This window comes from Porphyromonas catoniae ATCC 51270 (assembly GCF_000565015.1).
Lineage (GTDB): Bacteria > Bacteroidota > Bacteroidia > Bacteroidales > Porphyromonadaceae > Porphyromonas > Porphyromonas catoniae.
Window position 1 is genome coordinate 166,984 of the sequence record NZ_JDFF01000011.1, and the last position, 25,804, is coordinate 192,787.

At 53.9% G+C, this 25,804-nt stretch carries 13 protein-coding genes; all 13 read left to right on the top strand.

The features are described 5' to 3' along the window. Positions 1-295: 295 nt before the first annotated feature. The 13 genes from HMPREF0636_RS03285 (at position 296) to HMPREF0636_RS03345 (ending at position 25,798) form a co-directional block, all read left to right on the top strand. Positions 296-2,554, top strand: a complete 2,259-nt coding sequence (locus tag HMPREF0636_RS03285) for a TonB-dependent receptor family protein (protein WP_044168463.1) — start codon at positions 296-298, stop codon at positions 2,552-2,554. Positions 2,555-2,570: 16 nt separating this feature from the next. Continuing rightward, entirely contained in the window at positions 2,571-5,927 is a 3,357-nt protein-coding gene (locus tag HMPREF0636_RS03290) for a SusC/RagA family TonB-linked outer membrane protein (RefSeq protein WP_044168464.1), read from the top strand. A gap of 142 nt (positions 5,928-6,069) precedes the next feature. Continuing rightward, positions 6,070-7,596: a RagB/SusD family nutrient uptake outer membrane protein gene (locus HMPREF0636_RS03295; protein WP_044168548.1), complete on the top strand. Its 1,527-nt coding sequence runs from the start codon at positions 6,070-6,072 to the stop codon at positions 7,594-7,596. Between the two features lie 13 nt (positions 7,597-7,609). Beyond that, positions 7,610-8,605, top strand: coding sequence for a putative zinc-binding metallopeptidase (locus HMPREF0636_RS03300; protein ID WP_044168466.1), 996 nt, complete (start codon positions 7,610-7,612; stop codon positions 8,603-8,605). Next, positions 8,589-9,638, top strand: coding sequence for a DUF4302 domain-containing protein (locus HMPREF0636_RS03305; protein ID WP_044168467.1), 1,050 nt, complete (start codon positions 8,589-8,591; stop codon positions 9,636-9,638). Before HMPREF0636_RS03300 ends, HMPREF0636_RS03305 begins: the two co-directional genes overlap by 17 nt. 13 nt (positions 9,639-9,651) lie before the next feature. Continuing rightward, positions 9,652-10,284 (top strand): hypothetical protein, encoded by a 633-nt coding sequence (locus tag HMPREF0636_RS03310; protein WP_044168468.1) that lies wholly within the window; start codon positions 9,652-9,654, stop codon positions 10,282-10,284. Between the two features lie 5 nt (positions 10,285-10,289). Further along, complete coding sequence (locus tag HMPREF0636_RS03315) at positions 10,290-11,465, top strand: DUF4856 domain-containing protein (protein WP_044168469.1); 1,176 nt, start codon at positions 10,290-10,292, stop codon at positions 11,463-11,465. Positions 11,466-11,511: 46 nt separating this feature from the next. Then, positions 11,512-13,059, top strand: coding sequence for a fibronectin type III domain-containing protein (locus tag HMPREF0636_RS03320; protein WP_044168470.1), 1,548 nt, complete (start codon positions 11,512-11,514; stop codon positions 13,057-13,059). A 9-nt stretch (positions 13,060-13,068) separates the two neighbouring features. Next, positions 13,069-14,016 carry a hypothetical protein gene (locus HMPREF0636_RS03325; protein WP_044168471.1) on the top strand — a complete coding sequence of 316 codons (948 nt, stop codon included), beginning with the start codon at positions 13,069-13,071 and terminating at the stop codon, positions 14,014-14,016. A gap of 727 nt (positions 14,017-14,743) precedes the next feature. Further along, positions 14,744-16,873 (top strand): glycoside hydrolase family 97 protein, encoded by a 2,130-nt coding sequence (locus tag HMPREF0636_RS03330; protein WP_044168473.1) that lies wholly within the window; start codon positions 14,744-14,746, stop codon positions 16,871-16,873. 93 nt (positions 16,874-16,966) lie between these two features. Then, entirely contained in the window at positions 16,967-19,957 is a 2,991-nt protein-coding gene (locus tag HMPREF0636_RS03335; RefSeq protein WP_044168475.1) for a SusC/RagA family TonB-linked outer membrane protein, read from the top strand. A gap of 19 nt (positions 19,958-19,976) precedes the next feature. Then, the gene (locus tag HMPREF0636_RS03340; RefSeq protein ID WP_248616865.1) at positions 19,977-21,530 is read left to right on the top strand and encodes a RagB/SusD family nutrient uptake outer membrane protein; all 1,554 of its coding nucleotides are present in this window, start codon (positions 19,977-19,979) and stop codon (positions 21,528-21,530) included. 956 nt (positions 21,531-22,486) lie between these two features. Continuing rightward, complete coding sequence (locus tag HMPREF0636_RS03345; protein WP_044168477.1) at positions 22,487-25,798, top strand: SusC/RagA family TonB-linked outer membrane protein; 3,312 nt, start codon at positions 22,487-22,489, stop codon at positions 25,796-25,798. Positions 25,799-25,804 lie beyond the last annotated feature (6 nt).

Sequence of the window (25,804 nt, forward strand, 5' to 3'; positions counted from 1 at the left end):
CTCTAAAGTCCCCATCCTCTGACTAAGTACGCACTATACAGAGCGAAGGCATAACGCATTCAAAATCACATCAGAAAACAACAGGAAAGCACAATGTAAAATACCCATTTTTAGGTATTTCATAAAGGCATAGGATGCTATACCTTTGCGGGCAAAATAGCTTAGGCTGGTTGTGCATTGTCTGCTCTTCGCATACACACATGAAACATATTGCCCCCTCCTTGAGGTAAGGTAGGGGTGGGATATGGTCTATACAGCCTACAAAAGCAAAGGAGACAATACTTATCAATAGAATATGTACCATACTGCTGGGCGACTAGCACTTGCCCTCAGCATCAGTCTGCTTGGCCTCGAAGCCATGGCACAGACGAGCGCAACAGACAGCATCAGTGAAAGTCGAGACTCCGTTCGACACATTAGTGAAGTCGTGGTCTACGCACGACAGATGCTGGGGAGCAAGTTTGAAGCACGTAACCGAACGGGTTCTGCTTATTACCTTTCGCCGAAGGAACTGGCAAAGTTTGGCTACACAGACATAAGCCGTATGCTACGTGCTGTGCCAGGTGTGAACATCTATGAAGAGGATGGTTATGGCCTGCGCCCTAACATCAGCCTACGAGGAACGAAGGCAGAGCGTAGTGAACGTATCTCGCTGATGGAGGATGGGATCCTAGCAGCCCCCGCTCCCTATGCCGCTCCTGCCGCCTACTACTTCCCCAATGCAGCCCGTATGTACGCTATAGAGGTACTGAAGGGTAGTAGTCAGGTGCAGTATGGCCCCTTCACGACGGGAGGTGCGGTGAACATGGTCTCGACACCTATCCCCAAGACCTTCCACGCAGGTCTGCGCAGTTCCTATGGGAGCTACGGCACCTTCAACAGCTATGTCCATGTGGGGAATGACCACAAGCATATCGGCTATCTTATCGAATACCTTCGCTACCAATCGAAGGGATTTAAGAAGGATGAACCCAATGAACGAACAGGCTTTTATCGCAATGATGTCGTGGGGAAACTTCGCCTACATAGCGACGAAGGTGCAGAGACCCGCCAGGCATTAGAACTAAAACTGGGCTTCGCCAACGAGCATTCCGATGAGAGCTATGTGGGGCTAAGCGAGCAGGACTTCGCCTCTCGTCCCTACTATCGCTACCGTGGAGCTCAGATGGATAACCTTCGCACACGTCACGTACAGACAGCCTTGACCCACCTCATCGACTTCACGGGCGGGATGAAGGTGACGACGAGTGTATATTACAATTACTTTTGGCGCAACTGGTATAAGCTCAACGACGTACGTGTCGGAGACCAAAAGGGGGAAAAGCGTACCATAGAAGAAGTACTAGCTGACCCCGAGACCAACGCTCGCTATCTAGACGTCCTCACGGGTGCCACCGACCGACTAGGCGAGGCACTGATGCTGAGGGCTAACCAGCGCTCCTACCATTCGCGTGGGATACAGACGAAGGTGGAGTACCGCCTACCCTTCCTCTCGAGCTACCTACAGCTGGAGGCAGGAGCCCGCTACCATGCTGACCTAGAGGACCGCTTCCAGCACGACGATAGCTACTCGATCGAGGGTGGGAAGATGAGCCTATTCCGAGCAGGGCTCCCCGGCTCACAGAGCAACCGTATCACGACAGCCCATGCCTTCGCTTCCTATCTCCTTGGGAAGTGGACACGGGCAGGATGGACCATCACCGCAGGGCTCCGTCTGGAGGATGTAGAGCTGTATAAGCGAGACTACACGACCCAAGACCCCAGACGTACTGGCCACCTACGCATCGAGGGAAGTAACCACGCTACCGCACTACTGCCTAGCCTAGGGATCAATTATAGGATCCTTCGCCCGCTCTCGATATTTGCAGGTGTTCATCAGGGCTTTGCTCCCCCAAGCGTGATGACCTACTACAAGCAGAAGCCCGAGAAAAGTATCAACCTAGAGGCTGGTCTACGTCTCACTACAGAGGATCTGAAGGTAGAGGCTATTGGCTACTACAACGACTACTCCAACATGCTCGGCAGTGACCTCGCAGCCGCAGGTGGACAAGGCACACTAGACCAGTTCACGGTAGGAGCAGCACGTGTCCAGGGGTTTGAGTTCTTAGCCTCTTGGCAACCCCTGCCTAAGAGCTGGGAGGTACGCCTACCAGTGCAGGTCAGCTATACCCTGACAGATACACAGATGAAGAACGAATTCTATTCCTCCGCTTGGGGGGAAGTCTTCGCAGGGGATGAACTACCCTATATCTTCCGACATGCAGTGAATGCCCAGCTGGGGCTAGAGTACAAGTGGCTAGAGGCTAACCTCAGTATCCGCTACAACTCAGACATGCGTACTACCCCAGGGCAGGGACGTATCGCCAAGGCACATCTTATCCCTAGCCATACCATCCTAGACGCATCACTCAAGGCGCGCATCAACCGCTACCTCACCCTAAGCCTCAACGCTGTGAACCTAGCGAACAAGGTATATCTCGTCTCCCGTCATCCCTCAGGCCTCAGACCTGGTCACCCCTTCGGCATCTATGGCGGAGTACGTATTAACCTCTAACGCCTCCTAGCAAGACATGAAGCAATCACTCAGACATATCATACGCCTCTGCCTCCTGATCCTCCTTGCCCTTCCCCTCAGTGCGCTGGCACAGCAAGCGAGCCGGATCACAGGTATCGTACGTAGTAGCCGTGGCGAAGCCTTAGTCGGTGTCACCGTACGACTCGTGGGGACAACGCAGGGGACGCTCACGGACAGCGAAGGGAAGTTTGGTATCACAGCCCGTATGGGAGATATCCTGCTATTCACCAGTGTGGGTATGCAGGCAAGGAAGGTGAAGATCAATAGCGAACGTCTCACCATTACCCTCGAGGAGGACAACAAGCTCATGGAGGAGGTCGTGGTGACGGGCTATCAGAAGATCCGTAACCGTGTCTATACAGGTGCCGCCTCATCTGTGAAGATGAAGGACATACACCTAGAGGGGACACAGGACATATCTCGTATGCTAGAGGGACGTGTACCTGGCCTGTCAATCCAGAGCATTTCTGGTACATTCGGTGCTGCACCTCGTATCAATATCCGAGGCGGGGCATCCATACTAGGTAATGTACAACCTCTGTGGGTAATCGACGGAGCGGTCTATGAGGATCTCGTACACCTTAGCCTCGATCAACTTGCTTCGGGAGACGCAGCGACGCTCATCAGTTCTGCCGTCTCAGGGCTCAATGCCTCCGACATACAGGACATACAGGTACTGAAGGATGCTTCTGCTACCTCTATATACGGAGCACGAGCACTTAACGGGGTGATCGTCGTGACGACTAAGTCGGGACGTAGGGATACACCTCTGAGGGTAAGTTATGCCACGGAGAATACCATGCGCCTCCGACCTAGCTATAGCCAGTATGACCTATTGAACTCACAAGAGACAATGGGGATCTACGAGGAAATGAGGCAGAAGGGCTACTTCAGCCTCGCTAGCAGTCTCTATGGACGTCGTGGTGGGGTATACCATCTACTCAATAGAGCTCTCTCCGAATACGATCCCGAGACGGGTACTTATAGGCTGGAAAACACACCAGAGGCACATAGAGCCTTCCTAGAGCAGCACGAGCGAGCCAATACCGATTGGTTCAGCGAGCTCTTCCGCCTGACACCTACGACGAGCCACACCGTGAGCTTCAGTGCAGGTGGACGGAGTAGTGCCACCTATGCTTCGCTGGGCTTCTTCTATGACGGAGGCTGGACAGTGGCGGATCGGGTGCAGCGCATCACCGCCAACCTCAAGAATACCTTCTATCTCGGGGATCGCCTGCAGGTCACACTATCTGCTCAGGGAAACATCCGCTCACAGAGTGCGCCTGGTACCCTACCACAACGCAAGAATACTACGCTGGGGCTCTTCGAGAGAGACTTCGACATCAACCCCTTTAGCTATGCTCTGGGTACGAGCCGTACGCTCCTACCCTCTGAGCGATACCGCAATAACTGGGCACCCTTCAACATCCATCAGGAGTACCGCTCAAACCACATGGACATCGGGGTACTCGACTTCAAGGCTCAAGCCGAAGCCAGCTACAAGGTCACCCCACATCTCGAGGCACGTGCCCTCGTCTCCACCCGACAGGCTTACACCTCTATGACCCACGAGATCACGGAGCAGTCTAACCAAGTCCTTGCCTACAGAGCCATGGAGACTCCCGAGGTAGCCGCGGCCAACATCTACCTGCTACGTGACCCCGAGCATCCCGAGCGACGCCCCGAGGTTGCCCTGCCTCATGGGGGGATACTCAAGAAGGATGAGACGAGTCTGAAGAGCTATCTAATGCGTCTGGCTCTTGACTACGACCGCCATATAGGGATGCACGACCTCAAGGTCTTTGGCTTCACGGAGATCCGCTATGCCGATCGCTCGCATACTCCCTTCACGGGCTACGGTGTGCAGTACGATCGTGGTGGGCAAATCAATACTGACCCTCGCATATTTAGTAAGCTCCTTCGTGAGGGGGAAGATTACTTCGCTTACTCCAGACGTTACGATCGGGGAGTGACGTTCTCTGCGAGCACCACCTACGGCTACGACGGGCGATATATCCTCAATGCCTTGATTAACATGGAGGGCTCAAATGCCTCGGGTCGCAACGCTCGTACCCAATGGCTCCCAACGTGGAATATCGGGGGGAAGTGGAACATCGACCGAGAAGCCTTCTTCCATCCCTCTTCCCTACTCTCCCGTCTAGCTCTGCGCATGAGCTATGGACTCACTGCTAAGATGAACGAGGAAGCCGTCAATGCCAACTCGGTCTACCAAGGTACGACCACCACGCCTCGTCGCTATCAGGATCGAGAGAATGCTCTGCGCATTCGCCACCTAGAGAACCGTGACCTCACTTGGGAAAAGATGTACGAACTTAACCTAGGGCTCGAGACAGCTTGGGCTGGAGACCGTGTACGGGCTACAGTGGATCTGTACCAGCGTAATGCCTTTGACCTCATCGACCTAGTCCGCACATCCGGTATCGGGGGACAGTACTACAAGTATGCCAACTTCGGGGATATGCGCACTCAGGGGATCGAGCTATCCCTCAGCACGACGAACATAGAGACGAAGGAGCTCTCGTGGAGCAGCAGCCTTACCCTTAGCCTCATGAACCAAAAGATCACGAGACTGCGTAATACCCCCAATGCCCTAGACATGGTCGCAGGACGTGGCAGAGGCAACCTCGTTGGCTACCCGAAGGGTTCGCTCTTCTCTTACAACTTCCAGGGGCTGAATAGCCACGGGCTTCCCACCTTTGACTTTGGACTCTACCCCACCAATCGTACGCAGGATGCCAACGTGTACAGTGCGGACTTCAGTGACACGCAGTACACTCGGAGCTACCTCACCTATCACGGGCCTATCGAGCCACAGATCATCGGCGGACTATCGAATACGCTACGCTACAGACAGTGGGATCTCTCCCTCTTCATCACGGCGCAGGCTGGCAATAAGATCCGACTCAACCCTACCTTCGACCCCACCTTCGCTGACCTCAATGTCTTCTCTGGGGAATACCGCGATCGTTGGATGAACCCTGGGGACGAACAGCGCACCGATGTCCCTACGATCCCTTCGCAGGATCTGATCAATGCTGTCGGTACGGAGAATATTGAGCGTGCCTATAGCACCTACAACTACTCCCAGCTACGAGTCGCCGATGGGAGCTTCGTACGTCTGAAGCATGTCTCGCTGGGGTATCGGGTCTCCGAGGCCTTTGCTAAGAAGCTTCGCCTACACTCGGCTAAGCTACAGCTTAGTCTGACGAACCCCTTCCTCCTCTACTCCGACGAGCGTCTACGTGGACAGGACCCTGAGTATTATCGTGCAGGTGGGGTATCCCTCCCTACTCCTAGGCAGTACACGCTCTCTCTACAGATAGGCTTCTAGGATAAACATTTAGCACCAGACTCTGATCCCCTTCAGAGGTACTAGGGGAACCTCCACTGAGGTATCCTCAGTACCTATCAAGAGGTTACGGGCTAACCTCTAATGAGGTTTACCCACTACCTCAAAGTACGTATAGACAATGATGATAAAGCGATCACTACTACTCGTCTCTCTAGCCTTCCTGCTCGGTGGCTGTCAGGGATACCTAGATAAGAACCCCGATGCTGCTCTGGACATCAGCATAGACACCGAGGAGAAGCTCCAGGAGCTCCTCACGGGAGCCTATCCCACGGCCAGCTACATCCCCTTCCTAGAGCCCCGTACAGACAATGTGGAGGAGCGCGTCAATGGTATTCAGTCCCGCCTAGGGGAGTCCATGTACCTCTGGGAGGATTATGATCAGGAGGATCTGGATACACCGCTCGGCTACTGGCGGGAGTGCTACCGAGGGATTGCCCAGGCCAACAAGGCTCTGGAGCTCCTCTCGACCTTCCCCAAGAATGAGCGCACACATGCCCTCTATGGCGAGGCTTTCCTCCTAAGGGCTTACCTGCATTTTATGCTCGTGAATATATGGGCAGAGCCCTACGGACGCTCCACATCCAGCCCCGGCATACCCTACCTAACTAAGCCCGAGAAGCACGCCTTCGTGGACTACAAGCGTGGGACAGTCGAGGAGGTGTATGCCCAGATCGAGCAAGACCTCAAGCGGGGTATCTCCCTCGTCTCTGACCGCTACTATCAGCAGCCGAAGTACCACTTCTCCAAGCGAGCTGCCTATGCCTTCGCCTCCCGCTTCTACCTGATGAAGGGGGACTGGAAGCAGTGTATCGCCTACGCCGACTACGTGCTAGGCAATGCCCCAGGATCCACGCTACGTCCGTGGATCAGCTATCAGGAGCAGCTGGAGGGTCGCAGGGAGCGACTGCACGAGATCTACTGCGCTCCCCAGACGGCGGCTAACCTGATGCTTGCCTCCACCGAGTCCCGTCTCTCCCGATCAATCGCCACCGATCGCTACGGGGCAACTGTGGGAATCGTAGACAAGATCTTCAAGCGAAAGACCATCAAGGATGACGACCAATCGGGAGATGCTACCCTTATCTACCCCTTCGTCTTTGCCCCCGAGCCTTATCGCACGACTCGCTATCTAGCTAAGTTCGACGAGCGAGCCACCCAACAAGAGACTTCCGAGGTGCACCCCCGAGGGCTAGCAGTGACCAATGTCCTCTTCACTACGGACGAAGTCCTACTCAATCGTATGGAAGCCTACACCATGCTAGGCGAGTATGATCGTGCTATCCTAGACCTCAAGACCTATACACTTAGCAAGCTCGGCTATGAGCCAGCTGTCCCGAATGATAGCTACACGCAGGGCTCTACCTCCGACTATGCACTCTATGCACCCTTCTATGGGCTTACGGTACGTCAGCTACCGATGATACGTACCATCCTGCATCTACGTCAGATGGAATTCTTCGAGGAGGGACTACGTTGGTTTGACCTGAGGCGGTTCAACATCGAGGTCACACGTAGCTCCAAGAGCAGCTTCTACCGTCCCCTCAAGAAGGATGACCCTCGCCAGTGTCTCCAGCTCCCCACCGAAGCGATTACCTCAGGGCTAGAGCCCAATCCAAGGGAGGGCAACAACCATCGTATACGTCACTAAGCATCCCCCAACGATGATGAAACAATCCATATACCTCACCCTCTCACTTGCCCTTAGCTTGACCCTAGCCTCTTGCTCGGGAGATAAACTCAGCAAAGAGAGCGTCCTGCCCCCAGTGAGCGAGCAGAGGAGCGAGCTAGATCGCTGGTGTCAGGAGCATATTACTCGCCCCTTCCAGGCCGAGGTGATCTATAGATGGGATCGCAACCATGCGGAGCGATCTACCCACACCTATCCCCCACGCCTAGAGCAGGTACGCCCCGTACTCGAGGCTCTGGAAGCGACAGTACTCAGCCTCTACCGAGACAAGCAGTTCTTCACCAGCAGTGACTTCATCCCTGCCCACCCTCTACTGCGCATTTACCTCTACGGTGGCGCAAACAGAGACGGACAAGGTGTAGATCTGCTCTTCAACCGCAAGGCTCCCTCCATCGAGCTATATATCTATAATGTAGACTCCTTCTCCCCCACTAGTCAGGTGGAGGTGTACCGTCTCATCCGCAGTGCCCAGCACCAGATCGGCCGACACCTGATGACCATACACCCCTACGACCATGACCGCTTCCTATCGTTGGGGCCAGACCGCTACAGCTCGACCACCGAGCCCTTTGCCGATGCCTATCGTAGCTATGAAAAGTCAGGGAGACTGAGAGAAGGTCTTGGTCTGAACCGCTACGCCTACAGCAGGGGCTTTTACTCCATCCTCGGGATGCTGGGTGCACGCGAAGATCTAGCAGAGATGTACAGCGTCACACTCACCGAGACCCCCGCAGCCATTACTCAGGCAGAGCAGGATGCTGCTGTCCCTGATGATGCAAACGGTGATGAGGATGCCAAGCGTCGCTATGCTGAGGAAGCAAAGGTGGCTCATGAAACCTTCGTACAGAAGCGAGCCTTCCTCTCCAAGTATATCGAGGAGGCTTGGCGCATACCACTCCAACGCCTCCAGCTCCAGAGCCTGCAGCTCATGAACCAGTATCTCGACAAGCATCATGCGACACAGCCTTAGCCTCACCTTCGCTCTAGGGGTAAGTATCCTCCTAGGCGCATGCTCGAGGGACAATAAGATATTCCCCACCACACCTACCGAGCGAAGCCTTGCACGACAAGACTCGCTCAGGGAGGTATTGATCTCTGCTCCCCAGGGATGGGAAGCCCTTTATTTCCCGAAGACGGATTCCCTACTCTTTACCAACCCGAAGGAGGAGATCGACCAGCATAAGTTCCCCAACCAACTCGGCTACGGAGGCTTCTACTATCAGATGACCTTTCACCGGGATGGTACACTTGACCTGCAAGGGGACTACACCGATGGCTCTGCCAAGGCCGTCCAAAGGTCTACCTACGAACTTGGTCAGGCTGGCTATACTCGCCTAAGCTTCACTACTGGTAGCTACCTCACCCAGCTGATTGGGGAACGATATGAGGGGGAGCTGGACTTCCTCTTCCGAGGCACCGATGCCGACGGACAGCTGGTCTTCGAGAGTCCTCGTACGACGGAGCCCGCACGCTCCTACTTCGTCCTACGTAGAGTCGCAAAGGACGCAGACCGCTCAGCCCGCCTCAGCCGTGCCGAGGAACATCGCCGAGCCTTTGAGCAAATGCGTAACCCTCAGATATGGATCTATCAGGGAGGTCGTACGCTCTTCCTAAGCAACTATATAATGAAGTATAGTACGAGGAATGAGCTCACCTCCTACGGACGTAACCTCGTCTCCCAGCGCTACGCACTCTTTACGGCTGTTAGTCGTAAAGCCTTGATCCCCGATGGCCCTCCCCAAGGGATCGTGGGGCTAGGATCGGGCTATGTAGGTACCCCCGAGGGGCTCACCTTCCTCACAGGTATCCGTTATAACTCGAAGTACGTCTTCTCGGACTTTGAGCGCAGGGGAGACCGCTTCTTTGCCGAGCTTGTCGAGGTCTACGATGCTCCCTATCGCACGAGACGTCTAGTGAGCCGCCACCTGCACCCCGAGGGACAAGAGACTGGTATCATAGCCGAGCTATACGATGATCCCAATGCCACTCATAACTACTACTAATACGGTCACCACGATGAATAGACTTCTAAAGAGCCTCGTATGGCTCACGGCACTCTCCCTCGTAGGGTGCAAGCACTCCCCGATAGACTATCCCGTGGAGGACTATGACAAGCTCTTCCCATTCCGTGGGGTAGAGCGTCCAGACGGTCGCTATGAAGATATGACGATCCTCTCGGGCAACCCCGAGACGACTCCCAGTACCTTCGTCTATCCAGGTGTGACGCTTCCCGGCACTCCCCGCACCTACAGAGTCACCTTGACTTATTCCTTCAGCGAACCAGCGGATCTCCATCAAGGTGGCCTGCGCAAGCAGAGCGAAGTACGCTCACGCTGCGTCGTACGCTATGTCGGGACAGACAAGCTACTGCATGAGCTGGGTACGGAGAAGACCCTTCAGGGCCCTAGCTTGATCCCCAATGACGGGAAGGAGCATACCCAGACACTGACGCTTAGCTCAGGTCAGCCCCTTTTCCTCCTCGTCAATGGCACAGCTGCCCGTGGCTCCACAATCCACGTTTCCCTACAAGCTGTCTCCACCGATGGCATCTTCGCCACACCGGTACTAGAGACACGTCAGACACAGAACTACGATGAGGGTGAGGCACGTCTGCCCAACCCCTTCTGCAAGTACATTATACTTCCTTAGTGCAAATGAAGCCTTATACCTCAATTCGCTCTTGGGCACTCCTCTTGGCACTCACCGCTATCACTCCTGCCTGCTCACGCTGGGAAGGTGAGGTGGTCGAGAGCCAATACCAGGCTCCACTCGTCCCCGATCCCACCTACACGTTTCAGCGTCAGGGTACGAGCAGTGTAGACCTACTCCTACCTCAGCAAGCTGCCTCTGCCTCTGAGACCCTTTACTCGCGATTCCTTCGCACGGCCTATATACTCAATGGTGCACGTTGGCAGGAACTCAAGCAGCTCTTTGCCCAAGGGGGTAACAATGAGATTGCCCTAGAGTCTCTCATCGCTTCCTCCGCTCGGCAGAGTAAGTATCGCTCGGCGATCCAGTCGGACTTCGCTCAGATCCTAGACGATGTACGCAGGGCTGCTGGCTATGATGGAGACACGTATGCTACCGAGCGGTATAACCGCAGAGCCAGCAAAGGACAAACAGGATTTATCGGCTACAACCAAGGGGACAATGATCGCTTCTTCGTCACTACCGATGGCTTCGCTCCCTCGGAGGTTTACCGAGGGATGACCTTAGGTGCGGTATACCTTGACAAGGCTCTTGGGGAATACCTTGACGAGAAGTTCCTCACCGATAAGACGCTTATCCAGGCGCACGAAGCCCCACAGCTTGTCCCAGGGCACAGCTACACGGCACTGGAGCATACGTGGGATCTTGCCTATGGCTATTACCTACAAGCCCAGAAGCTCCTCCAGTCAAACAGCCTCACGGGACTAAGGGGATTGGAGACGAAGCTCTTCAATGCCTTTGCTCTAGGTCGCCTTGCTATCACCGAGTACCGCTACGAGGAGGCTCTATCGCACCTACGTAGTATCCGCGCCCTACTTGCACAGGCTGTCGCAGCTCGAGCCCTAGAGGAACTCGTCGGAAGGAATACCCTAGCCAACCTCAGCGAACGCCCCGAAGATGCCTTCCGCTTCGTCTCACGGGGTATCGGCTACCTCTACGCTCTGCAGTTCACACGTCGCCCCAGTGGTGAACCCTACCTTTCCCATGAGGGGGTCAAGAGTCTCATCGCTTCCCTCAAGGCGGGAGAAGGGCTATGGGACAGCTCGCTTAGGGAGCGCCTAGACAAGGTCGCCCGTAGTCTCTCCTCGACCTTTGCCCTCAGTCTCCCCACAAGGCTCTAAGCCCTACCCTCTCCTAGATACCCTAAGAAGATCCTATAACAAGACAATGATACAGACTAGATTCAGAAACGCCACCCTAGCGCTAGCACTCCTCTTAGGTAGTGTGAGCCTGTGGGGGCAAGCGAGCCGAAATAGGCCTGCGACTCGTCCCGAGACAGTAGGGGCAAGTATCCTCCCCAATGGAGGTCTCGAAGACCCCGCTGCCACTGCCCTTCCTCCCAAGCCTACCCGTCCAAGTGACTACCCCGAGGAATGCATCCCGAGGACACCCGACGACGTCTTCTACGAGGACGAAGACGCGAAGGAGGGAGGGATCTATGAGAAGATCCTAGACTATGGTGACCAGCACGGCATCGAATACTCAGAAGAGCAGATCGGGAGGTTCAAAGCCTTTGTCGATGCTTACGTTGCCTACCTAAAGGCGCTACAGGCATTTGAGAAAGCTCGTCCTACGGGCTGGTGGCTCTATCCCTCACAGAGCTCCACCTCCAGCAACCAGTTTGCCCGCACCTTCAGTGGTGCACATAGCGGGAAGGCTGCGATGAGGATCTCGGGCTACTTCAGTGTCGATCATCAGATATATACCTATCCCGATCCCCTACCTGTCCGACAGAAGGCTAAGTACCTCGTCTCCTACTGGTACCGAGGCAACTTCCCCAAGTCCAGCGAAGGAGCTAATCGCACGGCCGTCAAGCTAGCTGTCGTCAAGATCAAGTGGATCCCTAAGGCAGGTAAGGCTCTCAAGCTCGAGGGCACAGAGCTAGCTCCCGCTGGTACCCCTTGGGTAGATGCTCGGGAGGCTGGGAATAAGTATGCCAAGGATGGTTTCTTCAACCAGCTCATCGGCATGGACCTTAGAGGTAGTGAGATGAATACTTGGAGAGAGAAGTACATGATCGTCGAAGCCCCAGAGAACGCTGAGAAGATGACCTTTGAGCTGGTATTCCAAAGTAACGAGAGAGACATCGCCAACTACCTCCTAGAGTTTGACGATCTCTCCATGACACTCATCAAGGGGGCAGAAGGGGAGGATCAGCCCTCCAAGCCCAAGCCCAATGTCCCCACTACTCCCACTCGCCTTCCCCAGCCCTACCTACAGCGGGAGTGTAGCCTCTCTTGGCCCGCCAGCGAGCTAAAGAACGCAACCTATGAACTAGAGCTCGTACAGAAGAAGGGGCAGAACGTCCTCAGCACGAAGACGCTCTCTACCGACAAGACCACCTACCTCCTCGAGGGACTAGAGCCTGGATACACCTATACGGTACGCCTAAGAGCTCTAGCCGATGGTGTGTACTCCGAGTACTCACTTCCCCTCGACCTCGAGACGCAGGCTCTAGGGGAGTTCCCAGGTGGGCAGATTCCCTTCCTCTACTGGATCGGTGAGGATGGCTCGTGTCCTCTGCGCCTACCCCTTCATTATATGGAGCTAAGTAACCCTCAGGCCAAGTGCCTCTATTACATCGACGACGTCCTCACCGAACCCGAAGGACGCATCCTCGTCTTCCCCTCCACGGGCGAACATACGCTCCGTGTACAGATCGTAGAGGCTCCCGACCGCACTTGGGAGCTGGAGTACCTCGTCACCGTCAAGTAAAGTACTGAGATGAAAAAGATTATAACCCTACTTAGCCTGCTCCTCTTCTTTGCCTCTTGTCACAAGGAGAGTGACCGCCCCGTCACCCCTCTACGTCTCGGCGAGGATGATGCCAAGGAGCTACAGGTTACTCAGTCTGAGACACGGATGATCCTCCTCAAGGGTGGCGATGGGAAGTACTCCGCCACCATCGAGGATGCCCGTATCGCCTCCTCCAGCATTAGCCGGGATACCCTTCGGGTCTCTGGGATACTCTATGGAGAGACTTCGCTCACCATCCGCTCACACGATGAAGTACGTCGTGTGCGGGTGAAGGTCGTCCCCCCACCCTTCGCTTCCAACGAAGACGTCGTGACCCTACACCCTGGAGATAATGTGCAGACCCTCAGCCTCTCTGGTGGAGGTGCACGTGCCACCCTCAATATCGAAGACCCAGAGAAGGCGGCAGACATCCAGTGGGAAGCCTCCTCGGGGCTCGTCAAGATCAAGGCCAAGTATGAAGGGGATATCAAGCTCATCGCCACCAGCGAAGACCGCAAGACCACTAAGGAGATCTTCGTCAAAGTACGCTGTGTCGGTACGGCTGACCGTCTAGGGGTCTACATGACCAATTCCCGTCAGCTCAGTCAGCTCTTTCCCTGTCGAATTGTAGCACGGCGTGAGGGGCAGTATGTCCGCTTTAGCGAGAACTCTAACCCCATCCTGCGCACGAAAAGTGGCTTGACGCCTAATGCTCGCATCAACAGAGCCCTCACGCTCTCCCCCGAGATCGTGAGCCCAGTAGTAGGCGAAGCTCGTAAGGTCAAGATCGAATGGCTTGATGCCGAAGCCCTCTACCAGGAACACCCACTCAGACGTGAAGGTGAGTACACAGTCTACGTTGAGGAAGTAAGGGATCGCCAAGTCGTGCTCCGAGGGCGAGGCTTCAAGATCGTCTCGCCTTACCGCAAGGGCTAGCCTCGACCTACTTTCATTTAGTATTCTACCCACCCCTCTTTGGCTCCTGCCACAGTATTTTAGGATGCTGTGGCAGGAGCTTTCCTTTATCCCCATCACCCTACGAGTAGACCTAGCACTCCTCCTTACCTTAGGTAACCCTACTGCCCCTAGAGCCTCTGAAAAAGCAAAATCCGACATCTAACCTAATCCACTGTATAACAACAGACTACACAGGGAGCAAAACGACCCTCTAACGAGTTACCACAAGTCGTCTTAGCGAGTTATGGTAACTCTTCCAAAAGAGTTATGGTAAGTCGCTACAACGAGTTATAGTAAGTCGTCTTAAAGAGTTATGGTAACTCGTTAAGCACACCCTCAAATCCTCCTACTTAGGGCATTCCCAAGCGGTGATCTCCGACTCTTTTTCCGATGCAGCATTCATTACCCTCTACCTTATCACAGAGGATGCAAAAGCCCCCTACATGACTTCACTAAGAGGTTAAAATGAGATATATTACTGGCTCCAACTTAAAAATACAAGGCGCATTCCCGATGATTTTTCTAGGAAACATGGCACATGTCACCATTTCGTTAAATTATTTAATAAATAGACTTTATTTTCAGCACTTTAATTAGTATATTTGTACCCCCAACAAGGTTTATTTGGACAGGAAATAGATCTTTTTGTTGGGGTTACGAAAATAAGAGTGCAAATAGTCATTATACTCAGTAATATTTAAGACGAATGAAGCTAGCAAAGCATTGGATCGCCGCCTGTGCCCTACTCTTGGCCTCGGGCTGGAGTGCACTGGCACAGACGATCAGCTCGCCCAAGGGAGGGCTACAGCTCCACTTCTCGCTGACGAACGAGGGCGTACCGACGTACCGCCTATCCTTCGCTAATGGAGAGGAGATCATCCGACAGAGCCGTCTAGGCCTAGAGATGACCGATGGGAAGAAGTCTTTTGATAAGGATCTGGAGGTCACGGGCACGAAGGAGTCTACCTTCGATGAGACGTGGACACCCGTATGGGGCGAAGTGAAGCAGATCCGCAACCATTATAATGAGCTCCTCGTAGAACTAAAGAAGAAGTCCAATGGCGATCCTATTGCCATCCGCTTCCGTCTCTTCGATGACGGGCTCGGCTTCCGCTATGAGTTCCCAGGGGGCAAGGATCGTAACTTCTATGTCGTCAAGCGTGAGCTCTCGGAGTTCGCGATGACAGGCGACCACAAGGCTCACTGGATCCCTGGCGACTACGACACCGAGGAGTACGACTACCAGCATAGTCGCCTCTCGGAGATCCGAGGTCTCTTCGACAAGGCATTCACTGAGAACTGCTCTCAGAAGGCCTTCTCTAAGACGGGTGTGCAGACTCCGCTGATGCTCAAGACGGATAAGGGTGTGTACATCAACCTCCACGAGGCTGCCCTCATTGACTTCCCTGCGATTAACCTCGAGCTGGATGACAAGAACATGGTCTTCCACGTAGAGCTTACCCCTGACGCACAGGGCAATCGTGGGCACATCGAGGCACCCTTCAACACCCCTTGGCGTACGGCTATCGTCAGCCGTGATGCTCGAGACATCCTAGCCTCCAAGCTCACGTACAACCTAAATGAACCCTGCGCCTACGAGACCACCGACTGGATCAAGCCTATTAAGTATGTAGGGGTCTGGTGGGAGATGATCACCGGTAAGAGCACCTGGGCCTACACCGACGACCTGCCCTATGTGAAGATCGGTAAGACCGACTACACCAAGGTAAAGCCTAACGGCAAGCATGCAGCCAATACCCAGCACGTCAAGGAGTACATCGACTTCGCCGCCAGGCACGGCTTCGATGCCGTCCTCGTCGAGGGTTGGAATATCGGCTGGGAAGATTGGTTTGGTCACAGCAAGGATCGTGTCTTTGACTTCGTCACCCCTTACCCTGACTTCGATGTCGCTGAGCTCCGTGACTATGCTCGGAGCAAGGGCGTGAAGATCATCATGCACCACGAGACCTCTAGCTCGGTCACGAACTATGAGCGTCACATGGAGAAGGCCTACAAGTTCATGGTCGATAACGGCTACTCCGCCGTCAAGAGTGGCTACGTAGGCAACATCATCCCTCGTGGAGAGTACCACTACGGCCAGAGCATGGTGAATCACTACCTCCACGCTGTCAAGGAGGCTGCTAAGCACAAGATCTCGGTCAATGCACACGAGTCTGTCCACATGACCGGTCTTAGCCGTACCTACCCCAACCTCATCGCACAGGAGTCAGCACGTGGGCAGGAGTATCAGGCCTTCGGGGGCAGCAAGCCCAACCACCTGACTGTCCTCCCCTTCACCCGCCTCATCGGTGGCCCGATGGACTATACCCCAGGTATCTTCCAGATGGACATCAGCAAGTACAACCCCGATAACCACTCCCACGTCAATACGACCATCTGTAACCAGCTCGCCTGCTACGTCACGATGTACAGCCCGCTACAGATGGCTGCCGACCTCCCCGAGGTGTATGAGAAGCACATGGATGCCTTCCAGTTCATCAAGGACGTCGCAGTAGACTGGGACGACACGAAGATCATCGAGGCTGAACCAGGTGAGTACATCACGATCGCTCGTAAGGCGAAGAACTCCGACAACTGGTTCGTAGGTAATGTCGCTGGCTACGAAGGTCACAAGACGAACCTCAACCTCGACTTCCTCGACGCAGGTAAGACCTACATCGCTACGATCTACGCAGACGGCAAGAACGCTCACTACAAGACCAACCCTGAGGTGTACACCATCCGCAAGGTGAAGGTCAAGAAGGGTAGCAAGCTCAGCCTACAGTCTGCTCCCGGTGGTGGCTTCGCCATCTCCATCCTACCCGCTAGCAAGTAATCCATAGCCTTGGGCTACCCTATATCGGTAGAGCACAATGCCCGCCTTATGGGGTAGCCCAATCCATTATTCACTATAAACAGAGTACGTAAAATGAATAAGATTTTACGCCTTATCACTCTCTGTCTCGCCCTCATCGCCTTTGCACTCCCGTCGTTCGCTCAGGAGATCCAGGTGAAGGGACAAGTCGTAGATGATAAGGGAGAAGAGATCACCGGAGCTGCCGTAAAGGTCAAGGAAACCTCGCAGGGTGTGATCACAGATATCAACGGGAACTTCACCGTTAAGGCCCCGAAAAATGGCCACCTTATCATCTCCTTCCTCGGCTATACAACAAAGACTGTAGCCCTAGCCTCCGCACAGTTTCCTCTGAAGGTCGTTCTCTCAGAGAGCTCACTGGCACTAAAGGAAGTCGTCGTCGTCGGCTACGGCTCAATGCAGAAGAAGGACCTCACAGGTTCCATAGCGAGTATCAACGAGAAGAACTTCCAGAAGGGAGCTATTTCTACCGCTAGTGACCTCCTCGTAGGGAAGGTCGCTGGGGTACAAATCACCCCTGACGGCTCGCCAGGTGCTGGTGGTCGTATCCGTATCCGTGGGGGTGCTTCGCTCAACGCTAGTAACGACCCTCTGATCGTCATCGATGGCGTGCCCATCGAGAACTCTGCTGTCTCTGGTGCTCCTAGCATCCTGAGCTCGCTCAACCCTCAGGACATCGCCTCCATGAATGTCCTCAAGGATGCCTCTGCTACCGCTATCTACGGCTCTCGTGCCTCCAACGGCGTCATCATGATTACCACCAAGCGTGGTAAGGTCGGACAGAAGACCCAGATAGCTGTATCCGTACAGAACTCCCTCTCACAGCCTGCTCGCTACGTGAACGTCCTCTCGGCTAGCGACTACCGAGCACTCATCCAGCGTATCTCTCCCTCTACAGCCAATAAGCTTGGCTCTGCGAGCACCGACTGGCAGCGTGAGATCTATCAGCTGGCCTACGGAGGTGACTATAATATCAGCGTAAGTGGTGCCACAGGCAAGCTCCCCTATCGTGTCTCTGCGGGCTTCTACCATCAGGAGGGTGTCCTCAAGACGGATAAGATGAACCGCTTCAGCGGGGACATTAGTCTTAACCCTCGTCTCCTAGACAACCACCTCTCTATCGACGCAAGTGTCAAACTCTCGGCTACGCACAACCGCTTCGCCAACAAGGAGGCTATCGGTGCAGCAGTGCAGTTTGACCCCACTCGCCCCGTACGTGATAACGATCCTAAGTTTGCCCCCTACGGAGGCTACTGGACACAGCTAGACGGGACAAACCTCCAGAAGCTCGCTCCCAAGAACCCTGTCGCTCTACTTGAACAGAAGGAGGATGTGAGTGATGTCTTCCGTACCATCAGCAACCTCAAGCTCGACTACAAGGTCCACTTCCTCCCCGAGCTCAAGCTGAACATGAACCTCGGCTACGACTATGCTTCGGGTAAGGGGCATGTGATCATCCCCGAGAACTCCTCCCTCGAGTGGCAACGCTTCACACTCAAGACCACGGGTCAGCCCGATGTACTCAAGAGCGGTAAGAACAACACCTACGAGCAGCAGAAGCGTAGCTTGCTCTTCGACTTCTACGCCAACTATGCCAAGGAGCTACAGAGCCTTCACAGCCGAATAGACGTCATGGCTGGGTACTCCTATCAGGACTGGAAGACGAACGTGCACAACATGCCCGACTACACCTACGACAAGACGATCGTCTCTAAGCCCGTCTTCGAGTACGACTACCCGCAGAATACGCTGGTATCCTTCTACGGACGTCTCAACTATAGCCTCCTAGATCGCTACCTCTTCACCGCTACGGTGCGTGCCGATGGCTCTTCACGCTTCAGCAAGGACAATCGCTGGGGTATCTTCCCTGCTCTTGCCCTAGCTTGGCGCATCAAGGAGGAGTCCTTCCTCAAGGATGTCTCTTGGATTGATGACCTCAAGCTCCGTTTGGGCTACGGCGTCACAGGGCAGCAGGATGGTATCGGGAACTACAACTACCTCGCCTTCTACTCCCTCAGCACCAACACCAATCGCTATCAGCTAGGCAATACCTTCTACAACATGATGCGTCCCATTGCCTACGATGAGAATATCCACTGGGAGCAGACAGCGACCTACAACGCAGGACTTGACTTCAGCTTCATCAAGGGTCGTCTCTCCGGTACTCTAGACTTCTACGAGAAGCGTACGACCGACCTACTCAACGAGATCCCAACACCTGCAGGTGCTAACTTCTCGAACCGTATCCTCACCAACGTCGGTAACATCACCAGTAAGGGCTTTGAGCTCGCTATCAGTGCTACCCCTGTACAGACAGACCGTCTGACATGGGATGTAAGCTATAATATTAGCTCCAACAGCACTCGTATCACTAAGCTCAATGCTGTCGATGTCCCTGGCTACCAGGGTGTACCTACGGGCGGTGTCGTAGGCGGTACGGGTACTACAGTACAGATTCACTCCGTGGGCTATGCACCCAGCACCTTCTTCGTCTACAAGCAGAAGTATGACGCTGCGGGTAAGCCTCTGGAAGGTCAGTACGAAGACCTCAACAAGGATGGTGTCATCAACGAGCAGGACAAGTATCGTGCACATAACCCCGAGCCTAAGGTACTCATGGGGCTATCTACCACGCTGACCTTCGACCGCTGGAGCCTATCTACCTCCCTACGTGGTAGCATCGGCAACTACATCTACGACAATGTATCTTCCCTCATGGCGACCCATCAGGCGGTGCTGAACTCTGGGAACTACTTCCGTAACACGACCCCCGAGATCAACAAGTCGGACTTCCAGAACAACAACGACAAGCAGTTCATCTCCGACTACTACCTCCACAAGGCATCTTTCGTGAAGATGGACAACCTCACCCTCGGCTATGACTTCGGTCGTATTCTCGGCAAGGCATCGCTAAGGGCTTCGGCTACGGTGCAGAATGTCTTCACCCTCTCTCCCTACAAGGGGCTAGATCCAGAGCGGTCGATTGACTTCAGCCTCTATCCTATCCCTCGTACCTATTCACTCAATCTCTCCCTCACTCTCTAATCCCTAGCTAATCATGAGTATGAATAAGAAGATGCTCCGAGGTACACTCACCCTCGGGCTCCTAGGAGTACTAGGACTTAGCTCCTGCACGAAGGACTTAGATCGCTTCCCCACCAACGGGGACACTGCCCCACGTGTCTACGACTCTCCGGAGAAGACCCTGCAGGCCTTCGCCAAGGTTTATGGAGCTTTTGCCCTCACAGGGAATGGGGATGGTGGTGACATCGCTGGTATAGACGAGGGGACGAGTGACTTCCTCCGTGGTCTCTTCAACCTCCAGGAGCTCCCCTCCGAGAGTGCTATCTGTGCTTGGGGGGATGGCGGTGTACCTGATTTGCATGCAATTTCTTGGTCGGCCTCGAATCCCATCATTAGAGGCTTCTATTATCGCTCGATCTATCAGATCAAGCTCGCCTCAGAGTTCCTCAAGAATACTGGGGACAAGTCCAGTGATGCTACGATCAAGACCTATCGTGCTGAGGCTCGCTTCCTACGTGCCTACCAGTACTGGGTGCTGATGGACCTCTTTGGGAATCCTCCCTTCATCGACGAATCGACACCTACGGGGAAGGTTTACCCTCGCCAGATTTCACGCTCCGAGCTATTCAGCTATGTAGAGAGCGAGCTAAAGGCAATCGAGAGTGACCTCATGGAGCCCAAGGCTAACGAGTATGGTCGTGCAGACAAGGCTGCAGCCTGGGCACTGCTCTCCCGCCTCTACCTCAATGCTGAGGTCTATACGGGTACCGAGCGATATGCCGATGCAGCTACCTATGCTGAGCGAGTCATCTCCTCGAACAAGTACACCCTGCACACCAAGTACGAGAACCTCTTCCTCGCAGACAACAACCTGAACAATCCCGAGGTACTCCTCTCCATCAACTACGATGGTACCAGCTCACAGAACTGGGGTGGGATGACCTTCCTCGTCAATAGCTCTACTTCGGCAGATGCTAAGACGGCTACGGGTAAGAACATGGGTGTCGGTGGTGGCTGGGCTGGTAACCGTGCCACCAAGGCGCTCCTTGACCTCTTTGGCTCAAATACCGCCACTGATACTCGCTGTCTGATGAAGGCTACTACACCAGTGATCTCAGACGTCACGAAGTTCGATCAGGGTGTCTACGTCTATAAGTTCCGCAACGTCACCAGCGCAGGTGCCAACGGCAGCAACGGTGACCACTGCGACACGGACTTCCCCCTCTTCCGTCTCTCAGAGCTGTATCTCAACTATGCTGAGGCTGCCATCCGTGGCAAGGCTGACGGCTCAAAGGGTCTCCAGTATCTCAATCTCATCCGTGCTCGTGCCTATGGCAACGCTACGGGCAACTACACCGCTCTGCCTAGCCTAGATGAGCTACTCAATGAGCGTGGTCGTGAGTTCTACTGGGAGGCACAGCGCCGTACCGATCTGATCCGCTTCGGCAAGTTCACCTCTGCGACCTACCTCTGGCCGTGGAAGGGTGGTGTAGCTGCTGGTAAGGGCTTAGATGCCTATCGCACCCTCTATCCGATCCCATCGGATGACCTGCAGGCTAACCCAGAGAAGCTCCGTCAGAACCCCGGCTACTAGCCCTTCTCTTTAGGGGAACAAGATGCTCCCCTATACCATCAGCTCCTGCCGTGTAGTGTAGTGCTACACGGCAGGAGCTTTTTTATTATCGTCCCTCATAACTCGGTAGCTCAAGTCTGCCTACTAGCGCGGGCTATTCCAATTCCCCTTCGAGCTCCTAAATCCACCTAACCAACCCCACCTAAACAGCAACAAACCAGCACATTCAGGAACAAGGAGAATAGCTCTATAACGAGTTACTATAAGTCGTCGGAACGAGTTATGGTAACTCGCCCAAAAGAGTTATGGTAAGTCTCTTGAGCGAGTTATGGTAAGTCGTCTAGACGACTTACCATAACTCGTCATCTCCCTTCTAAACTCCCAGTGCCTAAGGGATTTCTATAAGCACCGATTAAGTTATATGTAGAGGGGGAAGAGCAGACACAGAGAAATGATGAACTAGCCTGCAATATATTGGCCTCACAAAACAGGAGGATACAAAAAGACATATTTCATCAGCTCAGATCGGGACCTCAAAAAGATATACATAGCAAAATAATGGCTTTTTAGCCATATTTTAGAACTATTGATTAGATGTACTTTTAATTCATTTTAATAACTAACTTTGCCTATCTCCCTATTCAAACATAGAGAGTCAGGTTGGATCTATTTAGAGAAAAGCTAATTGGGAAATGCAATACTCCCACATGGCCCCCATGGAGGAAGGGGGGCAAAGATTACGCCTAGGCATACAGAGATCTGGGACAGGATTACACACCCCGTCACCCAATCTAGAGCCTCACAACACAAGCAATCCCAAGTAAGTACATATAACACAACCTAATACTTATCCTCAGCACCATGTATCCGATATGACCACCGTAGGCTAATTCCTCAATTATGTGAAACAAAAAGCAGATGTTTCACCTCAACCTACTTACACTAATACAATCTCTTTAGTACACTTTAATGACTCTATGAAGCAAAGACTACTCTTGTTTGTGCTCACGCTCCTTACGTGTGTGAGTTCCCTTTTGGCACAAACAAAAATATCGGGTACGGTCTTATCCGCAGCCGATAATGAGCCTCTCGTCTCAGCACGTATCCAAATCGTAGGGACGAAGGAGTTTACAGCTACCGACATCCACGGACGGTTCTCCATGACCACAAAGGTTGCGAACCCTAAGATATCCGTTAGCTTCGTCGGGATGGACACACAGGTACTACCCGCAGGGGAGAACATGAAGATCCTGCTCAAAGATACTCAGGTACTCACCGAGGTCGTTGTCACCGGTCTAGCGAAGACCGACCGCCGACTCTTCACTGGAGCTACCAACAAGGTCGATGCCGGCAAGGCTCGCCTCAGTGGGGTAGCCGACGTCAGTCGCTCCCTAGAGGGACAGGCCGCTGGGGTCTCGGTACAGAACGTTAGTGGTACCTTCGGCTCCGCTCCGAAGATCCGTGTCCGTGGTGCTACCTCTATCTACGGGAGCTCTAAGCCCCTCTGGGTGGTAGATGGTGTGATCATGGAGGACGTCTCCAACGTAGGAGCTGATGACCTCGCCTCTGGTAACCCCGAGACCCTCATCAGCTCTGCGATCGCAGGGCTTAACTCCGATGACATCGAGAGCTTCCAGATCCTCAAGGATGGATCCGCTACCTCTATCTACGGAGCACGTGCTATGGCAGGTGTGATCGTCGTGACGACGAAGAAGGGGAAGCAGGGGCAGGCTCATATCAACTACTCCGGTGAGTTCACCTCCCGCCTCATCCCCTCATACTCCAACTTCGATATCCTCAACTCTCAGGAGCAGATGGGTATCTATCGTGAGCTTCGCACGAAGGGTTGGCTGAACCTCTCCGAGGTGCTCAATGGCAGCGACTACGGTATCTATGGTAAGATGTACGAGCTCATCAATACCTACGATCCCAAGCAGGGTCGCTTCCTACTCGACAACACCACCGAGGCGCAGAACCGCTACCTACAGCAGGCAGAGTTCCGCAACACGAACTGGTTCAAGGAGCTCTTCTCTCCCGCTGTCATGCAGAACCACTCCGTCAGTATGAGCGGTGGTACCTCGAAGTCCAACTACTATGCCTCCGTCAGTGCCATGATCGACCCAGGATGGTACAAGCAGAGCAATGTGAACCGCTACACGGCGAACCTCAACGTCTCACATAATATCCTCTCCAACCTCTCCATCAACGTCATCGCTGGTGCTGCCTATCGTAAGCAGCGTGCCCCAGGTACGCTCGGGCAGGATGTAGACGTCGTAGGGGGTGAGGTGAAGCGAGACTTCGACATCAACCCCTATTCGTACGCTACGAATACCTCCCGTGTACTCGATCCCCGTACCTATTATAGAGCGAACTACGCACCCTTCAACATCTTCAATGAGCTAGAGAATAACTACATTGACCTAGGGGTGCAGGACGCTAAGTTCCAGGTAGAGCTGAAGTACAAGCCTATCCAGGGTCTAGAGCTAGCGGTGCTCGGTGCCTTCAAGCACACTACGACCTCGCAGCAGCACAACATCAAGGATAACTCCAACCAAGCGCTGGCCTATCGTGCGATGCAGAACTCCATCATCCGCGACGCCAACAAGTACCTCTACCGAGACCCAGATAACCCCAACAGCCTACCGATGAGCATCCTGCCCAACGGGGGTATCCTCCACAAGACGGAGAATACGCTGAGCGACTATGACTTCCGTGTGACGGCGAACTACAACCGTACGTTCGACCACAAGCACGTCATCAACCTCTTCGGGGGGATGGAGACCGTGGATATTCAGCGTAACCGCTCCTCCTATGAGGGCTGGGGTATGCAGTACTACGCTGGGGAGACCCCCTTCTATCCATACCAGTACTTCAAGAAGCAGGTCGAGGAGGGGAACGACTACTATGGCCTGACGAATACGAACTGGCGTACAGCTGCCTTCTATACCAATGCTACCTATGCCTACAAGGGGCGCTATGTCTTCAACGGTACTTACCGCTATGAGGGCTCTAACCAGCTCGGCCGTAGCAGCAATGCCCGCTGGATGTCCACGTGGAATGTCTCAGGTGCCTGGAACGTACATGAGGAGAGCTTCTTTGAGCGTCTCCGTCCGCTCTCTCACCTGACGACTCGTCTCTCTTATAGCCTCACGGGGACACCTCCTGATGCTTCGTATAGCAATTCTACCCCGATCTTCAAGTCTACGACTCCCTTCAAGCTCTTCGCCGAGGACAAGGAACCCGGGATCGCCATCGAGCAGCTGGGCAATGTCAATCTGACCTATGAGAAGAAGAACGAGCTGAACTTCGGTATCGATGCTGGTCTCTGGGATGATCGTCTGAACTTCACCTTCGATATCTACACTCGTAACAACTTCGACGAGATGGGCCCCATGATCACTCAGGGGATCGGTGGTACGGTCATTCGTCCTGCTAACGTGGCAGAGATGAAGTCCAACGGTATGGAGCTCAGCATCTCCTCGACCAACATCCGCACCAAGGACTTCTCTTGGTCTACGAGCTTCGTCTACTCCTATACCAACTCCGAGATCACGAAGCTCTACAACCAAGGTCGTGTGATCGAGCTCGTCAGTGGTAATGGCTTCGCCAAGAAGGGTTATCCTGCCCGTGCCCTCTTCTCTATCCCCTTCGCAGGAATCAACAGTGAGGGTATCCCCATGCTCGTCAATGAGAAGGGACAGATCACGACGGATAACATCAACTTCCAGGAGCGTAACCACACCGACTTCCTCAAGTACGAAGGCCCTACAGATCCTAAGTACACGGGGTCGCTGGGGAACGTATTCTCCTATAAGGGCTTCCACCTGAATGTCTTCCTCACCTACTCGTTTGGCAATGTCGTACGACTAGACCCGAAGTTCAGAGCCAAGTACAACGATATGTCCTCCATGACCCAAGCCTTCAACAACCGCTGGGTACAGTCAGGCGAGGAGAAGAAGACAGACGTACCAGGCATCCTCAGCCGCAGAGAGTATGAGAAGAATACCAACCTGCGCTATGCCTACAACGGCTACAACTACTCTACGGCACGCATCGCTAAGGGGGACTTCATCCGTCTGAAGGAGATCTCCCTAGCCTATGACCTGCCGAAGACACTGCTCAAGCACACCCCGATCAATAGCATCTCGGTGAAGCTACAGGCTACGAACCTCTTCCTACTCTATGCAGACAAGAAGCTCAACGGGCAAGACCCCGAGTTCTTCAACGCTGGTGGTGTAGCCTCCCCCATGCCTAGGCAGTTTACATTCTCTCTGAAGGTCGGACTCTAATATGCA

Bases quoted from the DNA above. Each gene is read 5' to 3' on its own strand.
- HMPREF0636_RS03315 (WP_044168469.1), top strand. From the start codon at position 10,290: ATGAAGCCTTATACCTCAATTCGCTCTTGGGCACTCCTCTTGGCACTC.
- HMPREF0636_RS03330 (WP_044168473.1), top strand. From the start codon at position 14,744: ATGAAGCTAGCAAAGCATTGGATCGCCGCCTGTGCCCTACTCTTGGCC.
- HMPREF0636_RS03290 (WP_044168464.1), top strand. From the start codon at position 2,571: ATGAAGCAATCACTCAGACATATCATACGCCTCTGCCTCCTGATCCTC.
- HMPREF0636_RS03300 (WP_044168466.1), top strand. From the start codon at position 7,610: ATGATGAAACAATCCATATACCTCACCCTCTCACTTGCCCTTAGCTTG.
- HMPREF0636_RS03310 (WP_044168468.1), top strand. From the start codon at position 9,652: ATGAATAGACTTCTAAAGAGCCTCGTATGGCTCACGGCACTCTCCCTC.
- HMPREF0636_RS03295 (WP_044168548.1), top strand. From the start codon at position 6,070: ATGATAAAGCGATCACTACTACTCGTCTCTCTAGCCTTCCTGCTCGGT.
- HMPREF0636_RS03340 (WP_248616865.1), top strand. From the start codon at position 19,977: ATGAATAAGAAGATGCTCCGAGGTACACTCACCCTCGGGCTCCTAGGA.
- HMPREF0636_RS03320 (WP_044168470.1), top strand. From the start codon at position 11,512: ATGATACAGACTAGATTCAGAAACGCCACCCTAGCGCTAGCACTCCTC.
- HMPREF0636_RS03285 (WP_044168463.1), top strand. From the start codon at position 296: ATGTACCATACTGCTGGGCGACTAGCACTTGCCCTCAGCATCAGTCTG.
- HMPREF0636_RS03345 (WP_044168477.1), top strand. From the start codon at position 22,487: ATGAAGCAAAGACTACTCTTGTTTGTGCTCACGCTCCTTACGTGTGTG.
- HMPREF0636_RS03335 (WP_044168475.1), top strand. From the start codon at position 16,967: ATGAATAAGATTTTACGCCTTATCACTCTCTGTCTCGCCCTCATCGCC.
- HMPREF0636_RS03305 (WP_044168467.1), top strand. From the start codon at position 8,589: ATGCGACACAGCCTTAGCCTCACCTTCGCTCTAGGGGTAAGTATCCTC.
- HMPREF0636_RS03325 (WP_044168471.1), top strand. From the start codon at position 13,069: ATGAAAAAGATTATAACCCTACTTAGCCTGCTCCTCTTCTTTGCCTCT.